At 64.5% G+C, this 17196-nt stretch carries 15 protein-coding genes; 14 read left to right on the forward strand and 1 reads right to left on the reverse strand.

The annotated features are described in order from the left end of the window. The first annotated feature begins 143 nt into the window (after positions 1-143). The 14 genes from flhA (at position 144) to DMX06_RS24400 (ending at position 14303) form a co-directional block, all read left to right on the forward strand. Positions 144-2273, forward strand: coding sequence for a flagellar biosynthesis protein FlhA (gene flhA / locus DMX06_RS24335; protein WP_110739724.1), 2130 nt, complete (start codon positions 144-146; stop codon positions 2271-2273). 11 nt (positions 2274-2284) lie between these two features. After that, positions 2285-3598: a flagellar biosynthesis protein FlhF gene (gene flhF, locus DMX06_RS24340; protein WP_110739725.1), complete on the forward strand. Its 1314-nt coding sequence runs from the start codon at positions 2285-2287 to the stop codon at positions 3596-3598. A gap of 114 nt (positions 3599-3712) precedes the next feature. Further along, positions 3713-4546 (forward strand): flagellar synthesis regulator FleN, encoded by an 834-nt coding sequence (gene fleN / locus DMX06_RS24345; protein WP_016393812.1) that lies wholly within the window; start codon positions 3713-3715, stop codon positions 4544-4546. Next, positions 4543-5283 (forward strand): RNA polymerase sigma factor FliA, encoded by a 741-nt coding sequence (gene fliA, locus DMX06_RS24350; RefSeq protein ID WP_028691004.1) that lies wholly within the window; start codon positions 4543-4545, stop codon positions 5281-5283. Before fleN ends, fliA begins: the two co-directional genes overlap by 4 nt. A gap of 103 nt (positions 5284-5386) precedes the next feature. After that, positions 5387-5761: a chemotaxis response regulator CheY gene (locus DMX06_RS24355; protein WP_023630863.1), complete on the forward strand. Its 375-nt coding sequence runs from the start codon at positions 5387-5389 to the stop codon at positions 5759-5761. A 19-nt stretch (positions 5762-5780) separates the two neighbouring features. Beyond that, entirely contained in the window at positions 5781-6569 is a 789-nt protein-coding gene (locus tag DMX06_RS24360; protein ID WP_110739726.1) for a protein phosphatase CheZ, read from the forward strand. 12 nt (positions 6570-6581) lie between these two features. Beyond that, positions 6582-8801, forward strand: a complete 2220-nt coding sequence (locus DMX06_RS24365) for a chemotaxis protein CheA (RefSeq protein ID WP_110739727.1) — start codon at positions 6582-6584, stop codon at positions 8799-8801. A gap of 45 nt (positions 8802-8846) precedes the next feature. Further along, a complete protein-coding gene (locus DMX06_RS24370; protein WP_110739728.1) occupies positions 8847-9971 on the forward strand; it encodes a protein-glutamate methylesterase/protein-glutamine glutaminase in 1125 nt (374 codons plus the stop codon). Continuing rightward, positions 9971-10711, forward strand: a complete 741-nt coding sequence (locus tag DMX06_RS24375; RefSeq protein ID WP_110739729.1) for a flagellar motor protein — start codon at positions 9971-9973, stop codon at positions 10709-10711. Before DMX06_RS24370 ends, DMX06_RS24375 begins: the two co-directional genes overlap by 1 nt. Before the next feature lie 3 nt (positions 10712-10714). After that, positions 10715-11572, forward strand: a complete 858-nt coding sequence (gene motD, locus DMX06_RS24380; RefSeq protein WP_110739730.1) for a flagellar motor protein MotD — start codon at positions 10715-10717, stop codon at positions 11570-11572. Between the two features lie 78 nt (positions 11573-11650). Then, positions 11651-12439 carry a ParA family protein gene (locus tag DMX06_RS24385; protein ID WP_028691011.1) on the forward strand — a complete coding sequence of 263 codons (789 nt, stop codon included), beginning with the start codon at positions 11651-11653 and terminating at the stop codon, positions 12437-12439. Beyond that, positions 12439-13359, forward strand: coding sequence for a CheW domain-containing protein (locus tag DMX06_RS24390; RefSeq protein WP_110739731.1), 921 nt, complete (start codon positions 12439-12441; stop codon positions 13357-13359). The genes DMX06_RS24385 and DMX06_RS24390 overlap by 1 nt, the downstream gene beginning before the upstream one ends. A 67-nt stretch (positions 13360-13426) precedes the next feature. Beyond that, positions 13427-13906, forward strand: coding sequence for a chemotaxis protein CheW (locus DMX06_RS24395; protein ID WP_023630607.1), 480 nt, complete (start codon positions 13427-13429; stop codon positions 13904-13906). A gap of 1 nt (position 13907) precedes the next feature. Continuing rightward, positions 13908-14303 carry a DUF2802 domain-containing protein gene (locus DMX06_RS24400; RefSeq protein ID WP_023630608.1) on the forward strand — a complete coding sequence of 132 codons (396 nt, stop codon included), beginning with the start codon at positions 13908-13910 and terminating at the stop codon, positions 14301-14303. Positions 14304-14367: 64 nt separating this feature from the next. Here DMX06_RS24400 and DMX06_RS24405 read toward each other — a convergent pair whose 3' ends face one another. Continuing rightward, positions 14368-17097, reverse strand: a complete 2730-nt coding sequence (locus tag DMX06_RS24405) for a dermonecrotic toxin domain-containing protein (protein WP_110739732.1) — start codon at positions 17095-17097, stop codon at positions 14368-14370. Between the last annotated feature and the right edge of the window lie 99 nt (positions 17098-17196).

Consider the following 17196-nt stretch of genomic DNA (forward strand, 5'->3'; position numbering starts at 1 on the left):
ACCCGAACCCGAACCCGAACCCGAACCCGAACCCGAACCCGAACGCCCCGAAAACCCCACCCCCAGAAAAGTTGGAAAGCTTCTTGCAAAGGCAGCGCCAGCCGCCACACAGGCGTCAAAGTTTTGCTTGAAGAGGAATCGCGGTGGATCGCACTCAGTTAATCAGCAGCGCCCGTAACAACCTGGCCGGTCTCGGCCGGGGCAACCTCGGCGTGCCGCTGCTCCTGCTGGTGATGCTGGCAATGATGATGTTGCCGATCCCGCCGTTCCTGCTCGACGTGTTCTTCACCTTCAACATCGCCCTGTCGATCGTGGTCCTGCTGGTCTGCGTCTACGCCCTGCGCCCCCTGGATTTCGCCGCGTTCCCCACCATCCTGCTGGTGGCCACGTTGCTGCGCCTGGCGCTGAACGTCGCCTCCACCCGCGTGGTCATGCTCCACGGCCAGGAAGGACACGGCGCCGCGGGCAAGGTGATCCAGGCCTTCGGTGAAGTGGTGATCGGCGGCAACTACGTCGTCGGTGCCGTGGTGTTCGCCATCCTCATGATCATCAACTTCGTCGTGGTGACCAAGGGCGCCGGGCGCATCTCCGAGGTGAGCGCGCGCTTCACCCTCGACGCCATGCCCGGCAAGCAGATGGCCATCGACGCCGACCTCAACGCCGGCCTGATCGACCAGGCCCAGGCCAAGTCCCGCCGCGCCGAGGTTGCCCAGGAAGCCGAGTTCTACGGCTCCATGGACGGTGCCAGCAAGTTCGTTCGCGGTGATGCCATCGCCGGCCTGCTGATCCTCTTCATCAACCTCATCGGCGGCATGCTCATCGGCATGCTGCAGCACAACATGACCTTCGCCGACGCCGGCAAGGTCTACGCCCTGCTGACCATCGGTGACGGTTTGGTGGCGCAGTTGCCATCGCTGCTGCTGTCCACCGCTGCCGCGATCATGGTCACCCGCGCCTCGGGCTCCGAGGACATGGGCAAGCTGATCAACCGGCAGATGTTCGACTCGCCGAAGGCGCTGGGCGTGTCGGCCGGACTGATGATCGTCATGGGCCTGGTCCCGGGCATGCCGCATGTCGCCTTCCTCAGCCTCGGCGCGCTGGCCGGTGGCGGTGCCTACCTGGTGTGGAAGAAACAGCAGAAGACCAAGCTCGCCGCCCAGCAGGAAGTCCAGCGCCAGCAGGACCTGCTGCCATCGCCCCAGCGCGCCATGGAAACCAAGGAGCTGGGCTGGGATGACGTCACTCCCATCGACATGATCGGCCTGGAAGTCGGCTATCGCCTGATCCCGCTGGTGGACCGCAACCAGGGCGGTCAACTGCTGGCGCGGATCAAGGGTGTGCGCAAGAAGCTTTCCCAGGACCTGGGCTTCCTCATGCCCACCGTGCACATCCGCGACAACCTCGACCTGCAGCCCAGTGCCTATCGCCTGACGCTGATGGGTGTGATCCTGGCCGAGGCCGAGATCTACCCGGACCGGGAGCTGGCAATCAACCCCGGCCAGGTGTTCGGCACCCTCAACGGCATCGCCTCGCGCGATCCGGCGTTCGGCCTGGAGGCGGTGTGGATCGATGTCGGCCAGCGCGCCCAGGCGCAGTCGCTGGGCTATACCGTGGTCGACGCCAGCACCGTGGTCGCCACCCACCTCAACCAGATCCTGCAGAAGCACTGTCACGAGCTGATCGGGCACGAGGAGGTGGTGCAGTTGCTGCAGGTGCTGGCCAAGGTCTCGCCGAAACTGGCCGAGGAGGTGGTGCCGGGTGTCATTTCCTTGTCGGGCCTGCTCAAGGTCCTGCAGGCATTGCTTGCCGAACAGGTGCCGGTACGTGACATCCGCAGCATTGCCGAAGCCATCGCCAACAACCCGACAAAGAGTCAAGATACCGCCGCGCTGGTGGCGCTGGTGCGCGTCGGATTGTCTCGCGCCATCGTGCAAAGCATTGTCGGCGTTGAGTCCGAGCTACCTGTGATCACCCTGGAACCAAGGTTGGAACAGATCTTGCTCAATAGTCTGCAAAGGGCCGGGCAGGGTCAGGAAGATGGTGTTCTTCTTGAACCGAGCATGGCCGAAAAGCTTCAGCGCTCGTTGATCGAGGCGGCCCAGCGCCAGGAAATGCAGGGCCAGCCGGCCATCCTCCTGGTCGCCGGCCCGATCCGCGCCATGCTGTCGCGCTTCGGTCGCCTGGCTGTACCGAATTTGCATGTTTTGGCGTATCAGGAAATACCTGACAACAAGCAAGTCACCATCGTTGCCACCGTGGGCCCGAACGGCTGAGGTAGTGGGTTATGCAAGTTAAGCGTTTTTTCGCCGCCGATATGCGTCAGGCCATGAAGCTGGTCCGGGATGAGCTCGGCTCCGACGCCGCCATCATCGGCAACCGGCGCATCGCTGGCGGTGTCGAACTGACGGCTGCGCTGGACTACAAGCTGTCCGCCCTGGCCCCACGCGTGCCCAATGCGGAGCTTGAGGACGAGCTGCGCAAGACGCAGTCGCGCATTGTTACCGCCCAGGCCGAACTGACCGGACGCGGCGATGCCGTCGAAGGCGGCAACCGTCAGTTGTTCGCCGGCCAGTCGCTGACCGCGTCCGAGCCGTTGATCGAAACGCATGTCGAGGAGCCTGCCCCGGTCGTCGCTGCGGCGCCGGCACCCGTCGATCCGCGCCTGTTCGACGCCATGCGCTTCGAGCTGACCGGCCTGCGCGAGCTGCTGGAAGTCCAGCTCGGCTCGCTCGCCTGGAGCCAGCTGCAGGGCAGCAAGCCACAGCAGGCCAACCTCTGGCGCCGCCTGCAGCGCCTGGGTCTGTCCGGTGGCCTGGCCCGCGAACTGCTCGACCTCACCGCCGAGATCGAAGAGCCACGACACGCCTGGCGCATGGTCCTGGCGCACCTGGCGCGGATGATCGACGTACCCGAGATCGAACCGATCGAGGAGGGCGGGGTCATCGCCATGGTCGGCCCGGCCGGCATGGGCAAGACCACTACCCTGGCCAAGCTGGCCGCGCGCTACGTGCTCAAGTACGGCGCGAGCAACCTGGCGCTGGTGAGCATGGACAGCTTCCGCATCGGTGCCCAGGAGCAGCTCAAGACGCTGGGGCGCATCCTCAACGTGCCGGTCACCTACGTCGACCCGGGCGAGTCGTTGGCCCAGGCGCTGGAGCCGCTGCTGCGCAAGCGCGTGGTGCTGATCGACACCGCCGGCCTGCAGGCCAGTGACCCGGCGCTGCGCATGCAGCTCGAGACCCTGGCCGGGCGCGGCATCGCCGCCAAGAATTACCTGGTGCTGGCGACCACCAGCCAGAAGCAGGTGCTCACCGCCGCCTACCACAGCTACAAGCGCTGCGGCCTGGCCGGTTGCATCCTGACCAAGCTCGATGAAACGGCATGCCTCGGTGAAGTACTGAGCCTTGCCATCAGTCATGAACTGCCGGTGGCCTATCTGACCGATGGGCCGCGCATTCCTGACGACCTGCAACTGCCGCGCAAGCACCAGCTGGTGAGCCGCGCGGTCAGCGTGCAGTTGCAGGACGAGCCCAGCGACGAGGCCATGGCCGACATGTTCGCTGATCTCTACCACAACTCCGGCAAACGCGCGGGTTGAGGGTGAATACTGTGCAAAGTACCTACATCATGGGGTTGCCCGGCCGGACCGTGGCCTTGAACGTTCAGCCCCTCATGTGGCCTGGGTCCAAGCGAGACAAGGTAAACAACAGACATGGGTAGCATGCATCCCGTACAGGTGATCGCCGTGACCGGTGGCAAAGGTGGCGTCGGCAAGACTAACGTTTCAGTGAACCTGTCCCTGGCGCTGGCCGAGCTCGGCCGCCGGGTCATGTTGCTGGACGCCGACCTGGGCCTGGCCAATGTCGACGTTCTGCTGGGGCTCACGCCCAAGCGCACCCTGGCCGACGTCATCGAGGGCCGCTGCGAACTGCGCGACGTGCTGCTGCAGGGGCCTGGGGGTGTGCGCATCGTCCCGGCGGCCTCCGGCACCCAGAGCATGGTGCACCTGGCGCCTGCCCAGCATGCCGGCCTGATTCAGGCTTTCAGCGAGATCGGCGACAACCTCGACGTGCTGGTGATCGACACCGCCGCAGGTATCGGTGACTCGGTAGTCAGCTTCGTGCGCGCCGCCCAGGAAGTACTGCTGGTGGTGTGCGACGAGCCGACCTCGATCACCGACGCCTACGCCCTGATCAAGCTGCTTAACCGCGACTACGGGATGAATCGCTTTCGCGTGCTGGCCAACATGGCCCAGAGCCCGCAGGAAGGGCGCAACCTGTTCGCCAAGTTGACCAAGGTCACGGATCGTTTCCTTGACGTCGCCCTACAATACGTTGGCGCCGTGCCGTACGACGAGTGTGTGCGCAAGGCCGTGCAGAAGCAGCGGGCGGTCTACGAGGCCTTCCCGCGGTCCAAGTGCGCGCTGGCCTTCAAGGCCATTGCGCAGAAGGTCGACAGCTGGCCGCTGCCTGCCAACCCGCGCGGACACCTGGAATTCTTCGTCGAGCGCCTGGTGCAGCCCACCAGTGCAGGGCCGGTGCTATGAACGCGAGCGGTTTCAAGATGTACAGCAAGGCCGCCAAGGACGCTCAATACGAGCTGATCGAGCGCTACGCGCCGCTGGTCAAGCGCATCGCCTACCACCTGCTGGCGCGCTTGCCGGCCAACGTCCAGGTCGAGGACCTGATTCAGGCCGGGATGATCGGCCTGCTGGAAGTGGCCAACAAGTACGACGCCAGCAAGGGCGCCAGTTTCGAAACCTATGCCGGCATCCGCATCCGCGGCGCCATGCTCGACGAGGTGCGCAAGGGCGACTGGGCACCGCGCTCGGTGCACCGCAACACGCGTATGGTCAGCGATGCGATTCGCTGTGTCGAAGCAAAGACTGGGCGCGACGCTAAAGATCACGAGGTTGCTGCCGAACTCCAATTGAGTCTCGATGATTACTACGGGATTTTGAACGACACCTTGGGCAGCCGCCTGTTCAGTTTCGACGACCTGCTGCAGGACGGCGAACACGAGGGGCTGCACGAGGACGGAGCCAGCGGCCAGCTGGAGCCATCGCGGGACCTGGAGGACGAGCGCTTCCAGGCCGCCCTGGCCGATGCGATCGCCAACCTGCCGGAGCGCGAGCGCCTGGTCCTGGCGCTGTACTACGACGAAGAGCTGAACCTCAAGGAAATCGGTGAGGTCCTGGGGGTCAGCGAATCGCGTGTCAGCCAGTTGCACAGCCAGTGCGCGGCGCGTCTGCGCAGTCGCCTGGGGGAATGGCGGGCGCGTTGAACCATGTTCGATGCAGTCGTTTTATTGTGGTGCCGAATTGATTGAGCGCGCGCTCGGCGCCGAGCGCGTTTAAGACTGCTTGGAGGTCTAATTGAACAAAGACATGAAAATCCTCATCGTTGACGACTTTTCGACGATGCGGCGGATCATCAAGAACCTGTTGCGTGACCTGGGTTTCACCAACGTCAAGGAAGCTGATGACGGCAACACGGCACTGCCGATGCTCACCAGCGAGCACTTCGACTTCCTGGTGACCGACTGGAACATGCCGGGCATGACCGGTATCGACCTGCTGCGCGCGGTTCGTGCCGACGAGCGCCTCAAGCACCTGCCGGTGTTGATGGTCACCGCCGAAGCCAAGCGCGAGCAGATCATCGAAGCTGCCCAGGCCGGCGTAAACGGCTATGTGGTCAAGCCTTTCACCGCCCTGGCGCTGAAAGAAAAGATCGAAAAGATCTTCGAACGCGTCAACGGCTGAGTCACGTCTGGGGGGCGCAATGGAGTCAACCAACAACTCTTTGGGTGAGTTCGAATCAACCCTGAAGAAGCATGCCCAGGAACTGGTCGAGAGCCTTGAGCGCGGCCGGTTCGGTGATGCGGTGCAGCTGATCCACCAACTGAACCAGACCCGCGACCGCGGGCTGTACCAGGAAGTCGGCAAGCTCACCCGCGAACTGCACAGTGCAATCGTCAACTTCCAGATCGACCCGGCCATGCCGCAGGCCGAGGAAGTGTCGCAGATTACCGATGCCGCCGAACGCCTCTCCTACGTGGTTCGCCTCACCGAAGGTGCGGCCAACCGCACCATGGACCTGGCGGAGGCGTGCACCCCGGTGCTCAACGACCTCGCCGCCGAGGCCCAGAGCCTGTCCGCCGACTGGCAGCGCTTCATGCGCCGCGAGGTGGCGGCGCCGGAGTTCCGTGAGCTGGTCAAGCGTGTGGACAGTTTCCTGGCGCACAGCGCCGAAGGTAACCAGAAGGTCGCCGGCCATATCAACGATATCGTCCTGGCTCAGGATTATCAGGATCTCACCGGCCAGGTGATCAAACGGGTGACCACGCTGGTCACCGAAGTCGAAAGCAATCTGCTCAAGCTCGTGCTGATGGCAAGCCAGGTCGACCGCTTTGCCGGGATCGAACATGACCACCAGCAGCTGCGTGCTGAAAAAGATCAAGAAAAACATCCGACTCGGGGTGAAGGTCCGCAGATTCATGCCGATAAGCGTGAAGACGTCGTGTCCAGCCAGGACGATGTCGACGATCTGTTGTCCAGCCTGGGTTTTTAAGGAGCACGTTTAATGAGCTTCGGCGCCGATGAAGAAATCCTCCAGGATTTCCTGGTAGAAGCCGGCGAAATCCTCGAGCAACTGTCCGAGCAATTGGTCGAGCTGGAAAGCCGGCCTGATGACGCGGACCTGCTCAATGCGATTTTCCGCGGTTTCCACACTGTAAAAGGGGGCGCCGGCTTCCTTCAGCTCAATGAGTTGGTGGAGTGCTGCCACATTGCCGAGAACGTGTTCGACATCCTGCGCAAAGGTGAGCGCCGGGTTGACGCGGAACTGATGGATGTGGTGCTCGAGGCCCTCGATACGGTCAACAGCATGTTCGGCCAGGTGCGCGAGCGTACCGACGTCACACCGGCCACGCCGGAGCTGCTGGCGGCGCTGTCGCGCCTGGCCGAGCCCGGTGGCGGCGAAGCCCCGGCCCCGGTGGCCGAGGCAGCGCCGGTGGTCGAGGCCCCGGCTGCCGAGCCCGACATTACCGATACCGAGTTCGAGCAACTGCTCGACTCGCTCGATGCCGTCAAGGCCGAAGCTCAGGCTCATGAGCAGTTGCAGGGTGAAGAGATCAGCGGTGGTGGTGACGAGATCACCGACGCCGAGTTCGAGTCTCTGCTCGACCAGTTGCACGGCAAGGGCCAGTTCTCGGCCGATGCCGCCGTCAGTGCGCCTGCGGCAGCTGCCCCGGCCAGCGACGAGATCACCGACGACGAGTTCGAGTCGCTGCTCGACCAGCTGCACGGTAAAGGCACCTTCGCCGTCGACGCACTACCAGGCGCCGCCGCGCCAGCGGCCAGCGCGGCACCCGCCGCGAGCGACGAGAGCATCAGCGAACACGAATTCGAGGCACTGCTTGACCAGCTGCATGGCAAGGGCAAGTTCTCCGGTGACGCAGTCACCGCCGAGGCGCCTGCTGCCGTCGCCGCACCTGTCGCGGCCAAGGCCGAGGTCAAGCCTGTCGCCAAGCCGGCACCGGCCCCCGCGCCCGCCGCAGCTCCGGCTGCCGCCAAGCCTGCCGCTGCGGCCCGCGCACCGGCGCCTGCCGCCGAGAAGCACGGCGCCAGCGAAGCGGAAACCACCGTGCGGGTCGATACCGCGCGCCTGGACGAGATCATGAACATGGTCGGCGAGCTGGTGCTGGTGCGTAACCGCCTGGTGCGCCTGGGGCTCAACAGCGGCGACGAGGCCATGTCCAAGGCCGTGTCCAACCTCGATGTGGTCACCGCTGACCTGCAGACTGCGGTCATGAAGACCCGCATGCAGCCGATCAAGAAAGTCTTCGGCCGCTTCCCGCGCCTGGTTCGTGACCTGGCCCGCCAGCTCAAGAAAGAAATCAACCTGGAGCTGGTCGGCGAAGAGACCGACCTCGACAAGAACCTGGTCGAGGCCCTGGCCGACCCGCTGGTGCACCTGGTGCGCAACGCCGTCGACCATGGCGTCGAGATGCCCGACGAGCGCGAGGCCTCCGGCAAGTCGCGCATGGGCCGGGTGGTGCTGTCCGCCGAGCAGGAGGGTGACCACATCCTGCTGTCGATCTCCGACGACGGCAAGGGCATGGACCCGAGCATCCTGCGCGCCAAGGCCGTGGAAAAGGGCCTGATGGACAAGGATGCAGCCGACCGCCTGAGCGAGTCGGACTGCTACAACCTGATCTTCGCCCCGGGCTTCTCGACCAAGACCGAGATCTCCGACGTGTCCGGCCGCGGCGTCGGCATGGACGTGGTGAAGACCAAGATTTCCCAGCTCAACGGCTCGATCAACATCTTCTCGGCCAAGGGTCAGGGTTCGAAGATCGTCATCAAGGTGCCGCTGACCCTGGCAATCATGCCGACCCTGATGGTGATGCTGGGCAACCAGGCGTTCGCCTTCCCGCTGGTCAACGTCAACGAGATCTTCCACCTCGACCTGTCGCGCACCAATGTGGTCGACGGCCAGGAAGTGGTGATCGTGCGCGACAAGGCGCTGCCGCTGTTCTACCTCAAGCGCTGGCTGGTCCAGGACCACGAGCACGAGGAGCAGCACGAAGGCCATGTGGTGATCCTGTCGGTCGGCACCCAGCGGATCGGCTTCGTGGTCGACCAGCTGGTTGGCCAGGAAGAGGTGGTGATCAAGCCACTGGGCAAGATGCTGCAGGGCACCCCGGGCATGTCCGGCGCGACCATCACCGGTGACGGGCGGATCGCGCTGATCCTCGACGTTCCGAGCATGCTCAAGCGTTACGCCGCCCGGCGTATTTGATTTCGGTGGCGCGCCCTGGCGGGCGCGCCGCCTAATGGAGTGTTTATGGCAGTCAAGGTCCTGGTGGTGGATGATTCCGGTTTCTTCCGCCGCCGTGTCTCGGAAATTCTCTCGGCGGACCCGACGATCCAGGTCGTGGGTACCGCGACCAACGGCAAGGAAGCGATCGACCAGGCGCTGGCGCTCAAGCCCGATGTCATCACCATGGACTATGAAATGCCCATGATGGACGGCATCACCGCGGTGCGTCACATCATGCAGCGCTGCCCGACGCCGGTGCTGATGTTCTCCTCGCTGACCCACGAAGGCGCCCGCGTCACTCTCGACGCCCTGGATGCCGGCGCGGTCGACTACCTGCCGAAGAACTTCGAGGACATCTCGCGCAACCCGGAGAAGGTCAAGCAGATGCTGTGCGAGAAGGTCCATACCATCTCGCGCAGCAACCGCCGTTTCAGCGCCTATTCCAGCCCGGCGCCGACTGCCGCGCCAGCTCCAGCCAGCAGCCATGCGCCGGCCAGCAGCTTCGCCAGCACCGCGCCCGCGCGCACGGCCGCTCCGGCCCGCGCTGCGGCACCGGCCGCCGCGCACTCGCCGGCACCCAAGCGCAAGCCGTACAAGCTGGTCGCCATCGGCACCTCCACCGGTGGTCCGGTGGCGCTGCAGCGGGTGCTGACCCAGCTGCCCGCCGGATTCCCGGCGCCGATCGTGCTGATCCAGCACATGCCGGCGGCCTTCACCAAGGCCTTCGCCGAGCGTCTGGACAAGCTGTGCAAGATCAGCGTCAAGGAAGCCGAGGACGGTGACGTGCTGCGTCCGGGCCTGGCGCTGCTGGCCCCGGGCGGCAAGCAGATGATGGTCGACGGTCGCGGCACGGTGAAGATCCTGCCGGGTGACGAACGCCTGAACTACAAGCCTTGCGTGGACATCACCTTCGGCTCCGCCGCCAAGTCCTATGGCGACAAGGTGCTCTCGGTGGTGCTCACCGGCATGGGCGCCGACGGTCGCGAAGGTGCGCGCCTGCTCAAGCAGGGTGGCAGCACCGTGTGGGCGCAGGATGAAGCCAGCTGCGTGATCTATGGCATGCCCATGGCCATCGTCAAGGCCAACCTGGCCGATGCCGTGTACAGCCTGGACGAGATCGGCAAGCACCTGGTCGAGGCGTGCGTCTGATGGATGTGTTGAGCCTTATCGGCCTGATCCTCGCCTTTGTCGCCATCGTCGGTGGCAACTTCATGGAGGGCGGCCATGTCGGTGCGCTGATCAACGGCCCGGCGGCGCTGATCGTGCTCGGTGGTACCCTGGCGGCGGCATTGCTGCAGTCGCCGCTGTCGTCGTTCAAGCGCGCGTTGCAGATCGTGCGCTGGATCTTCTTCCCGCCGCGGGTCGACCTGGCCGGCGGCATCGATCGGGTGGTGAACTGGAGCCTGACCGCACGCAAGGAAGGCCTGCTGGGCCTGGAGGGCGTGGCCGATGCCGAGCCGGATCCCTATGCGCGCAAGGGCCTGCAGTTGCTGGTCGACGGTGCCGAGCCGGAAGCTATTCGCAGCATCCTCGAAGTCGACTTCCTGACCCAGGAAGCCCGTGACATCCAGGCGGCCAAGGTGTTCGAAAGCATGGGCGGCTACGCGCCGACCATCGGTATCATCGGTGCGGTGATGGGCCTGATCCACGTGATGGGCAACCTGGCCGATCCTTCACAGCTGGGCAACGGCATTGCCGTGGCTTTCGTCGCCACCATCTACGGCGTGGCCAGTGCCAACCTGATCCTGCTGCCGATCGCCAACAAGCTCAAGGCCATCACCCTGCGTCAGTCGCGCTACCGCGAGATGCTGCTCGAGGGCCTGCTGTCGATTGCCGAAGGCGAGAACCCGCGCTCGATCGAGTTGAAGCTGCAAGGCTTCATGGAGTAAGCCATGGCCCGTCGTCGCAAGATCGAAGAGCACGAGAACCACGAGCGCTGGCTGGTCTCGTACGCCGACTTCATCACCCTGCTGTTCGCCTTCTTCGTGGTCATGTACTCGATCTCGTCGATCAACGAGGGCAAGTACAAGCAGATTTCCCAGGCGCTGATCGGGGTGTTCAACGACCCCGAGCGCAGCATGAAGCCGATCCCCATCGGTGACGAGCGGCCGCTGAGCGTCAAGCCCGCCGAGCCGCTGATCAAGGACAGCGAGCAGACCGACGCGGGCCTGGCCCAGACCAGCGCCGATCCGCTCAAGACCATCACCGACGATGTCCGCGACGCCTTTGGCGACCTGATCAAGTCCAACCAGATGACCGTGCGCGGCAACGAGCTCTGGGTGGAGATCGAACTCAACTCCTCGCTGCTGTTCGCCAGCGCCGACGCCATGCCCAGCGATGTCGCCTTCGAGATCATCGAGAAGGTGGCGAAGATCCTCAGGCCGTTCGCCAACCCGGTGCACGTCGAGGGCTTCACCGACAACCTGCCGATCCGCACCGCCCAGTACCCGACCAACTGGGAACTGTCGTCGGCGCGGGCGGCGAGCATCGTCCGCTTGCTGGCCATGGAAGGGGTCAATCCGGCGCGCATGGCCTCGGTGGGGTATGGCGAGTACCAGCCGGTGGCCGGCAACGACACCGCCGACGGGCGTGCGCGCAACCGTCGGGTGGTGCTGGTAATCTCGCGCAACCTCGAGGTGCGTCGCAGCCTGACCGGCAGCGGCAGTGCCAATGCCACCCCGGATGCGGCGATGCGCCGGGCTGGCACACAAAGTGCACCAGCCTCGCCAGCACCGTCGACCGGGGGCTGAATTCGTCAAATCCCCGTCACTGAATTTCACACCGTTCCCGGCAGGGCAGGCGGCCATACCGGGAGGAAGCAACGCACGATGAGAGTCTGGGCAGTAGCCAATCAAAAAGGTGGCGTCGGCAAGACCACCACCACCATCGCCCTGGCCGGCTTGCTGGCCGAGGCGGGCAAGCGCGTGGTCGTGGTCGACCTCGACCCGCACGGCTCGATGACCAGCTACTTCGGTCACAACCCCGATGCGCTCGAGCACAGCTGCTATGACCTGTTCCTGCACAAGGGCACGGTGCCCGAGGGCCTGCCGGGGCAACTGCTGCTGCCGACCAGCGACGAGCGCATCTCGCTGCTGCCGTCGAGCACCGCGCTGGCGGTGCTGGAGCGCCAGTCGCCGGGGCAGAGTGGCCTGGGCCTGGTGATCGCCAAGAGTCTGGCGCAGCTGTGGCAGGATTTCGACTTCGCCCTGATCGACAGCCCGCCCTTGCTCGGCGTGCTGATGGTCAACGCCCTGGCGGCCAGCCAGCAGTTGGTGATCCCGGTGCAGACCGAGTTTCTCGCGGTCAAGGGCCTGGAGCGCATGGTCAGCACCCTGGGCATGATCAACCGCTCGCGCAAGCAGGCGCTGCCCTACCAGATCGTGCCGACCCTGTTCGACCGTCGCACGCAGGCGTCGCTGGGCACCTTGAAAGTACTGCGCGACACCTACGGCGACCAGGTCTGGCAGGGTTACATTCCGGTGGACACGCGCCTGCGCGACGCCAGCCGCAATGGCGTCACGCCTTCGCAGTTCGACGGCAAGAGCCGTGGCGTGGTGGCCTACCGGGCGCTGCTCAAGCACCTGCTCACCTACCGTTCCGCGTTGCAGGTGGCGTGATGAACCAGGCTCGGCACACCACCACCAAGCCGCAGATGGCCCTGCAGTCCTACCTCGATGGGCTGTTGCAGGAGGCCACCGAGTCGTTCGAGCTGCCGTCGGAGCAGCAAGCCCCAGTCGTACAGCCTGTCGAACAGGCTCCCAGCGATGACTTCGCAGCCGCGGTCCGCGAGGAACAGGCCCGTGACGCCCAGCGCCAGGACGCACCGGCCATGCCTGCGGTGCGGCCTTTTGCCGAGCCGCAGGCCAAGGTCCTGCCGACCGTGCTGCCTCCTGCCGCGCCAGTGGTGGAACCAGTGGTCAGCGTGGTCGAGGCCGAGATGGTGGCAGAAGCCAGCATACCGGTCCTGACCGAAGCCCAGGTCATCGAGCCCGTGGCGCCGCTGGTGGAGCTGCATGTGCCGGCGGCACCTGCCGCGCCGACACCGCCGGCCAGCATCGACGGCCGTCCGGATTGGGCCGCCGAGCCATTCGAGTGCCTGCTGTTCGATGTCGCCGGGCTGACCCTGGCGGTGCCGCTGGTGTGCCTGGGTTCGATCTATACCCTGGCCGGCCAGGAACTGACGCCGCTGTTCGGCCAACCGGACTGGTTCCTCGGCATCCTCACCTGCCAGGCGGGCAACCTCAAGGTGCTCGACACGGCGCGCTGGGTGATGCCGGACCGCTATCGCGACGATTTCCGCCAGGGCCTGCAATACGTGATTTCCGTGCAGGGCTACGAATGGGGTTTGGCCGTGCACCAGGTCAGCCGCTCGCTGCGCCTGGACCCGAACGAGATCAAGTGGCGCAGCCAGCGCGGCCAACGCCCGTGGCTGGCCGGCACGGTGATCGAACACATGTGCGCGCTGCTCGATGTCGCCGAACTGGCCGAGCTGATCGCCAGTGGCGCGGTCAAGCAGATGAACACCAAACACAACTGAATCAACGCCGCTACTGCCGCGGCTACACAGAGCACACCGCCGAAGGCGGATTTAGAGGGCTAGGGGAATGAAAAAGTCGTCTGCACAGGGTTCCGAAGATCCGATCCTGCAATGGGTTACCTTCCGTCTGGACAACGAGTCCTACGGCATCAATGTGATGCAGGTACAGGAAGTGTTGCGCTACACCGAGATCGCCCCGGTACCGGGCGCGCCCAGCTACGTACTGGGCATCATCAACCTGCGCGGCAACGTGGTGACGGTGATCGACACCCGCCAGCGCTTCGGCCTGATGTCCAGCGAAGTCACCGACAACACCCGCATCGTCATCATCGAGGCGGACAAGCAGGTGGTCGGCATCCTCGTCGACAGCGTCGCCGAAGTGGTCTACCTGCGTCAGTCGGAGATCGAGACCGCGCCGAACGTTGGCAACGAAGAGTCGGCCAAGTTCATCCAGGGCGTCTGCAACAAGAACGGCGAGCTGCTGATCCTGGTCGAACTGGACAAGATGATGACCGAGGAAGAGTGGTCCGAGCTGGAGAACATCTGAGTTGATCTTCGAGGTTGCTGTCATCTTCCTGGCGCTGCTCTGGGCACTGAGCCTGTGGTTCTTCCTCAACTACAGCAAGCGCCAGCGTGAGCTGGCCGCCCAGCAGGCCCAGGGCGATGCGCTGCGTGACCAACGCATCAAGGACCTGGCCAAGCGCCTGGACGACTATCAGAACGGCACCGTGCGCATGGGCGAGGCGATCCATGAGCTGCGCGCGGTGGTGGCGCCGTTGCCCGAGAAGTTGCAGCAACTCGAGCAGCGCGACCCCAACAGCGTCACCTTCGCCCAGGCCGCCAAGCTGGTGGGAATGGGGGCGAGCGTCGAGGAGCTGACCCAGACCTGCGGATTGACCCAGGCCGAGGCGCAGTTGATGAGCAAGCTGCACCGCGGCGAGTGAAGGCGTGGCAAGGCGACCGAACGGTCGCCTTTTTCATCTGGCTGTATCGATTTTCGCATTGGGCTCAGGTGCGCGCCCACGAATGAAAACCACCCACGCGGGCAATGCGGTTGAGCGGCAGTTGATCGTGAATCGCTTGTGCCAGGGCTTCTACATCGATGAACTGTCGAGCATTGATCTGCGGCATGCTGAGCAGATTGACGGCATGGCGCAGGTTACGAAGGGCTGGCCACTGGCGGTCGATGATGTCCGTGACCAAGGCAGGGCCGGTGAGCCTGCTGAGGCGCCCGGCGTAGCGATAGAATCCCTCTGGATCGTCCGCAAGGCTTGGCTTGGCGTCATAGAAGTCTCTTCCTGCCAGAAAACGCATGCGCATCTCCTCGGAAATGGCCGTCAGCGTCGGATTACCCGCGTGGCTGCCGATCAAGCTGGTGTTGAACAGACAGTTCATGCGCAGCTTCTCGTTGCGCATGGGCGGTGGGATCAGCAGCCCATCCTGGGTGGCGCGCAGATCCACCGTGTCGATCGCCGCGCCGCTGCCATCGGCATGGGCGGCCAGCAAGGTGTCGTCCACGTCCATGTAGATGCCGCCCTCCTGGGCCAGCATCGGGTAGCGCAGCACATCCGAAGCTGAAGCGTAATTGCGCGCGACGCCGCCGTTGCCATCCAGCGCCGCCTGGTATTGTTCGAACGACGGGCTTTGACGAAACGCCTGGAAGAACGCCTGCTCCTCCAGTGGCAGAACGCTGAGGCCGGGGGCCGAACCCGCCAGCAGCCGCACGTTCTCTTCATAGACCGCTGGCAGCGCTTTGGTGAGGTACAGGCGGAACTGGTACGCGCTATCTTGAAGGCGTCGCGCATTCAGGGAGAGGTTTTCCAGCAGGCGGGCATCGATGACATGATCGCCTATCCACAGGCAAGTGATTCGCTTGGGTATCGGCTGCAGGCCCTCCGTGGGTACCTGCGGCAGCTCGAAGGGCAGGTTCAGGTCGATGCCCATCGCCCGCAAGCTGCTTTCGCGCATGGCGTTGCTGACCTGTCGCGTACCGAGTTCCACGGGAGCGAGGTCTCGCTGGCCGGTTCGGGCAATGTAGTAGGTAGGGTCGATTTCATTGAGGTCACCGTCGAACAGAAAAGCGTCGCGCTCCACGTCATACACCATATCGGCGTTGTAGCCGCCGACCGAGGCGGTGAGCATGTCGTGGGTGCCGTCGTAGCACGGCACACGAACGATCGCGCCGGCCACCGCGGGATCGCCGCCGGGCAGCGCAGCGATGGCGTCGGAGTCGTGGAAGAATTCCGCCACGTCGATGTCAGGCAGGTGGGGCGGGGAAACCGGGCTCAGCGGGTAGCCCAACTGGTCGTTGATGCGGCTCGGTACCACGAAGTTATCGCTCTTGATGCGGAACAGCACTTTCGCCTTGGCCGCCCCTTCCACGATCAGCGGGGCAGCGTTGAGCAGCCCGTAGGTGGCATTCGATATGCCGTCGGCCTTCTCCTCGGCGTTCTTGCCATCGATCACCTGATCGAGCCCGAAACCGAATTGCATCGCGCCTGCCAGCGCAAACAGCGGTGCGAGCTCCGGCAGGACGAACATCAGTGGCGCGAGCATGTTGATGGCCGAGACCAGATAGCCACGCCACCTGGCCTTGAGCACGTCGCTGTTGCTGGTGATGAGGAAGTCCGCATCGGCCAGGCTGCGTTGTTGCTGACGTCTGGCCAGGGCCAGGAACAGATCGCCTCTGAGTGCGGGGTTGTACTTGGTGGGGCGGTAGTTGACATAGACCTGCGCAGGCCATGCCCCATTGGTGGTGAATCCGGGACGGTTGGGTGACAGGCGATGAATCGCCGGGTACATGCCCATGCCTTCCAGGGCGGTGTCCAAGCCGCTGAAGTCCAGCCCGTCCGGGGTGTCGGAGAGCGCAAAGTGACGGCGTAGCGCCTCACGGGTGTCGGTATTGCGACATTGCCCGCCGACCCAGGCTCTGAGCGCCTTGCGGTCGGTGAACTCGTGCAGTGGCGATGAGTTGCCGGGAATGTACAGCAGCACAGGACCGTCGCTGGATTCGCTGATCAGTACCAGGTCGGTGGACGCATAGCCATAGATGTTCATCGCACGCGCTTGATAGCCCGGCGAGCGCTTGGCGATGCCTGCTGCCTGCCATGCCAGGCGACGACCAGTGTCGCTCAGGCTTCCCTCGCTCACCTGCTTGTTGCAAGCCGCGATGAAGCTGGTTTTCGCTGCCAGGCGATAGTGCTCCAGGCCCTCTTCCCAATAGCGCTCCAGCGTGGCCTTGTAGTGCTTGCGAAAATCCAGGTGCCACACGAACGACTGGAAGTCCTGCGCCGAAACCGACAGGTGCGTGGTGGCGTCATAGCGTTGCGGCGTGGTGCGCATGAACAGGCCATTGAAAACGGCATCTTCGGCGCGGGGTTGCCAGGGGCTGCGGGAGTCGAGCCTGTCGACCACGCGGATACCCGAGGCTGGTAGCTGGCCGGCCCAGGGGCCGCCGAGCAGGTCGCCGATGATGTCGTTGGCCGATTCGCCTTGCCAGTCCCCCAGCACTGCCTGGGCCAGGGTCAGCTCTGCGGCGACGATACCGACCCAGCCGTGGGCACCATCCGAGCGATAGTGCAAGGTGGCCGCCAGGGTGTTGTCGGGGTCGAGGTCCATGCCCCGCTCCTTGCCCCACTTGCGGATGGCTTCGGCGGCTTCCTGGTCCGGTCGTGGAAAGCTTGCCAGGTGATCACTGAGGTATCGCCTGGCTTTCGCATGGTTGGGTTGTCGGTTCATGGACATGCACTCTTGACTGAGGTGGAAAGCTCAAAAGTGTCATGCCGGTGGACGGGATCGGTGGTACATACGTCAGCCGCGGGCCAAGTGGGGCAGGGC

The organism is Pseudomonas mosselii (assembly GCF_003205295.1).
Lineage (GTDB): Bacteria > Pseudomonadota > Gammaproteobacteria > Pseudomonadales > Pseudomonadaceae > Aquipseudomonas > Aquipseudomonas mosselii_B.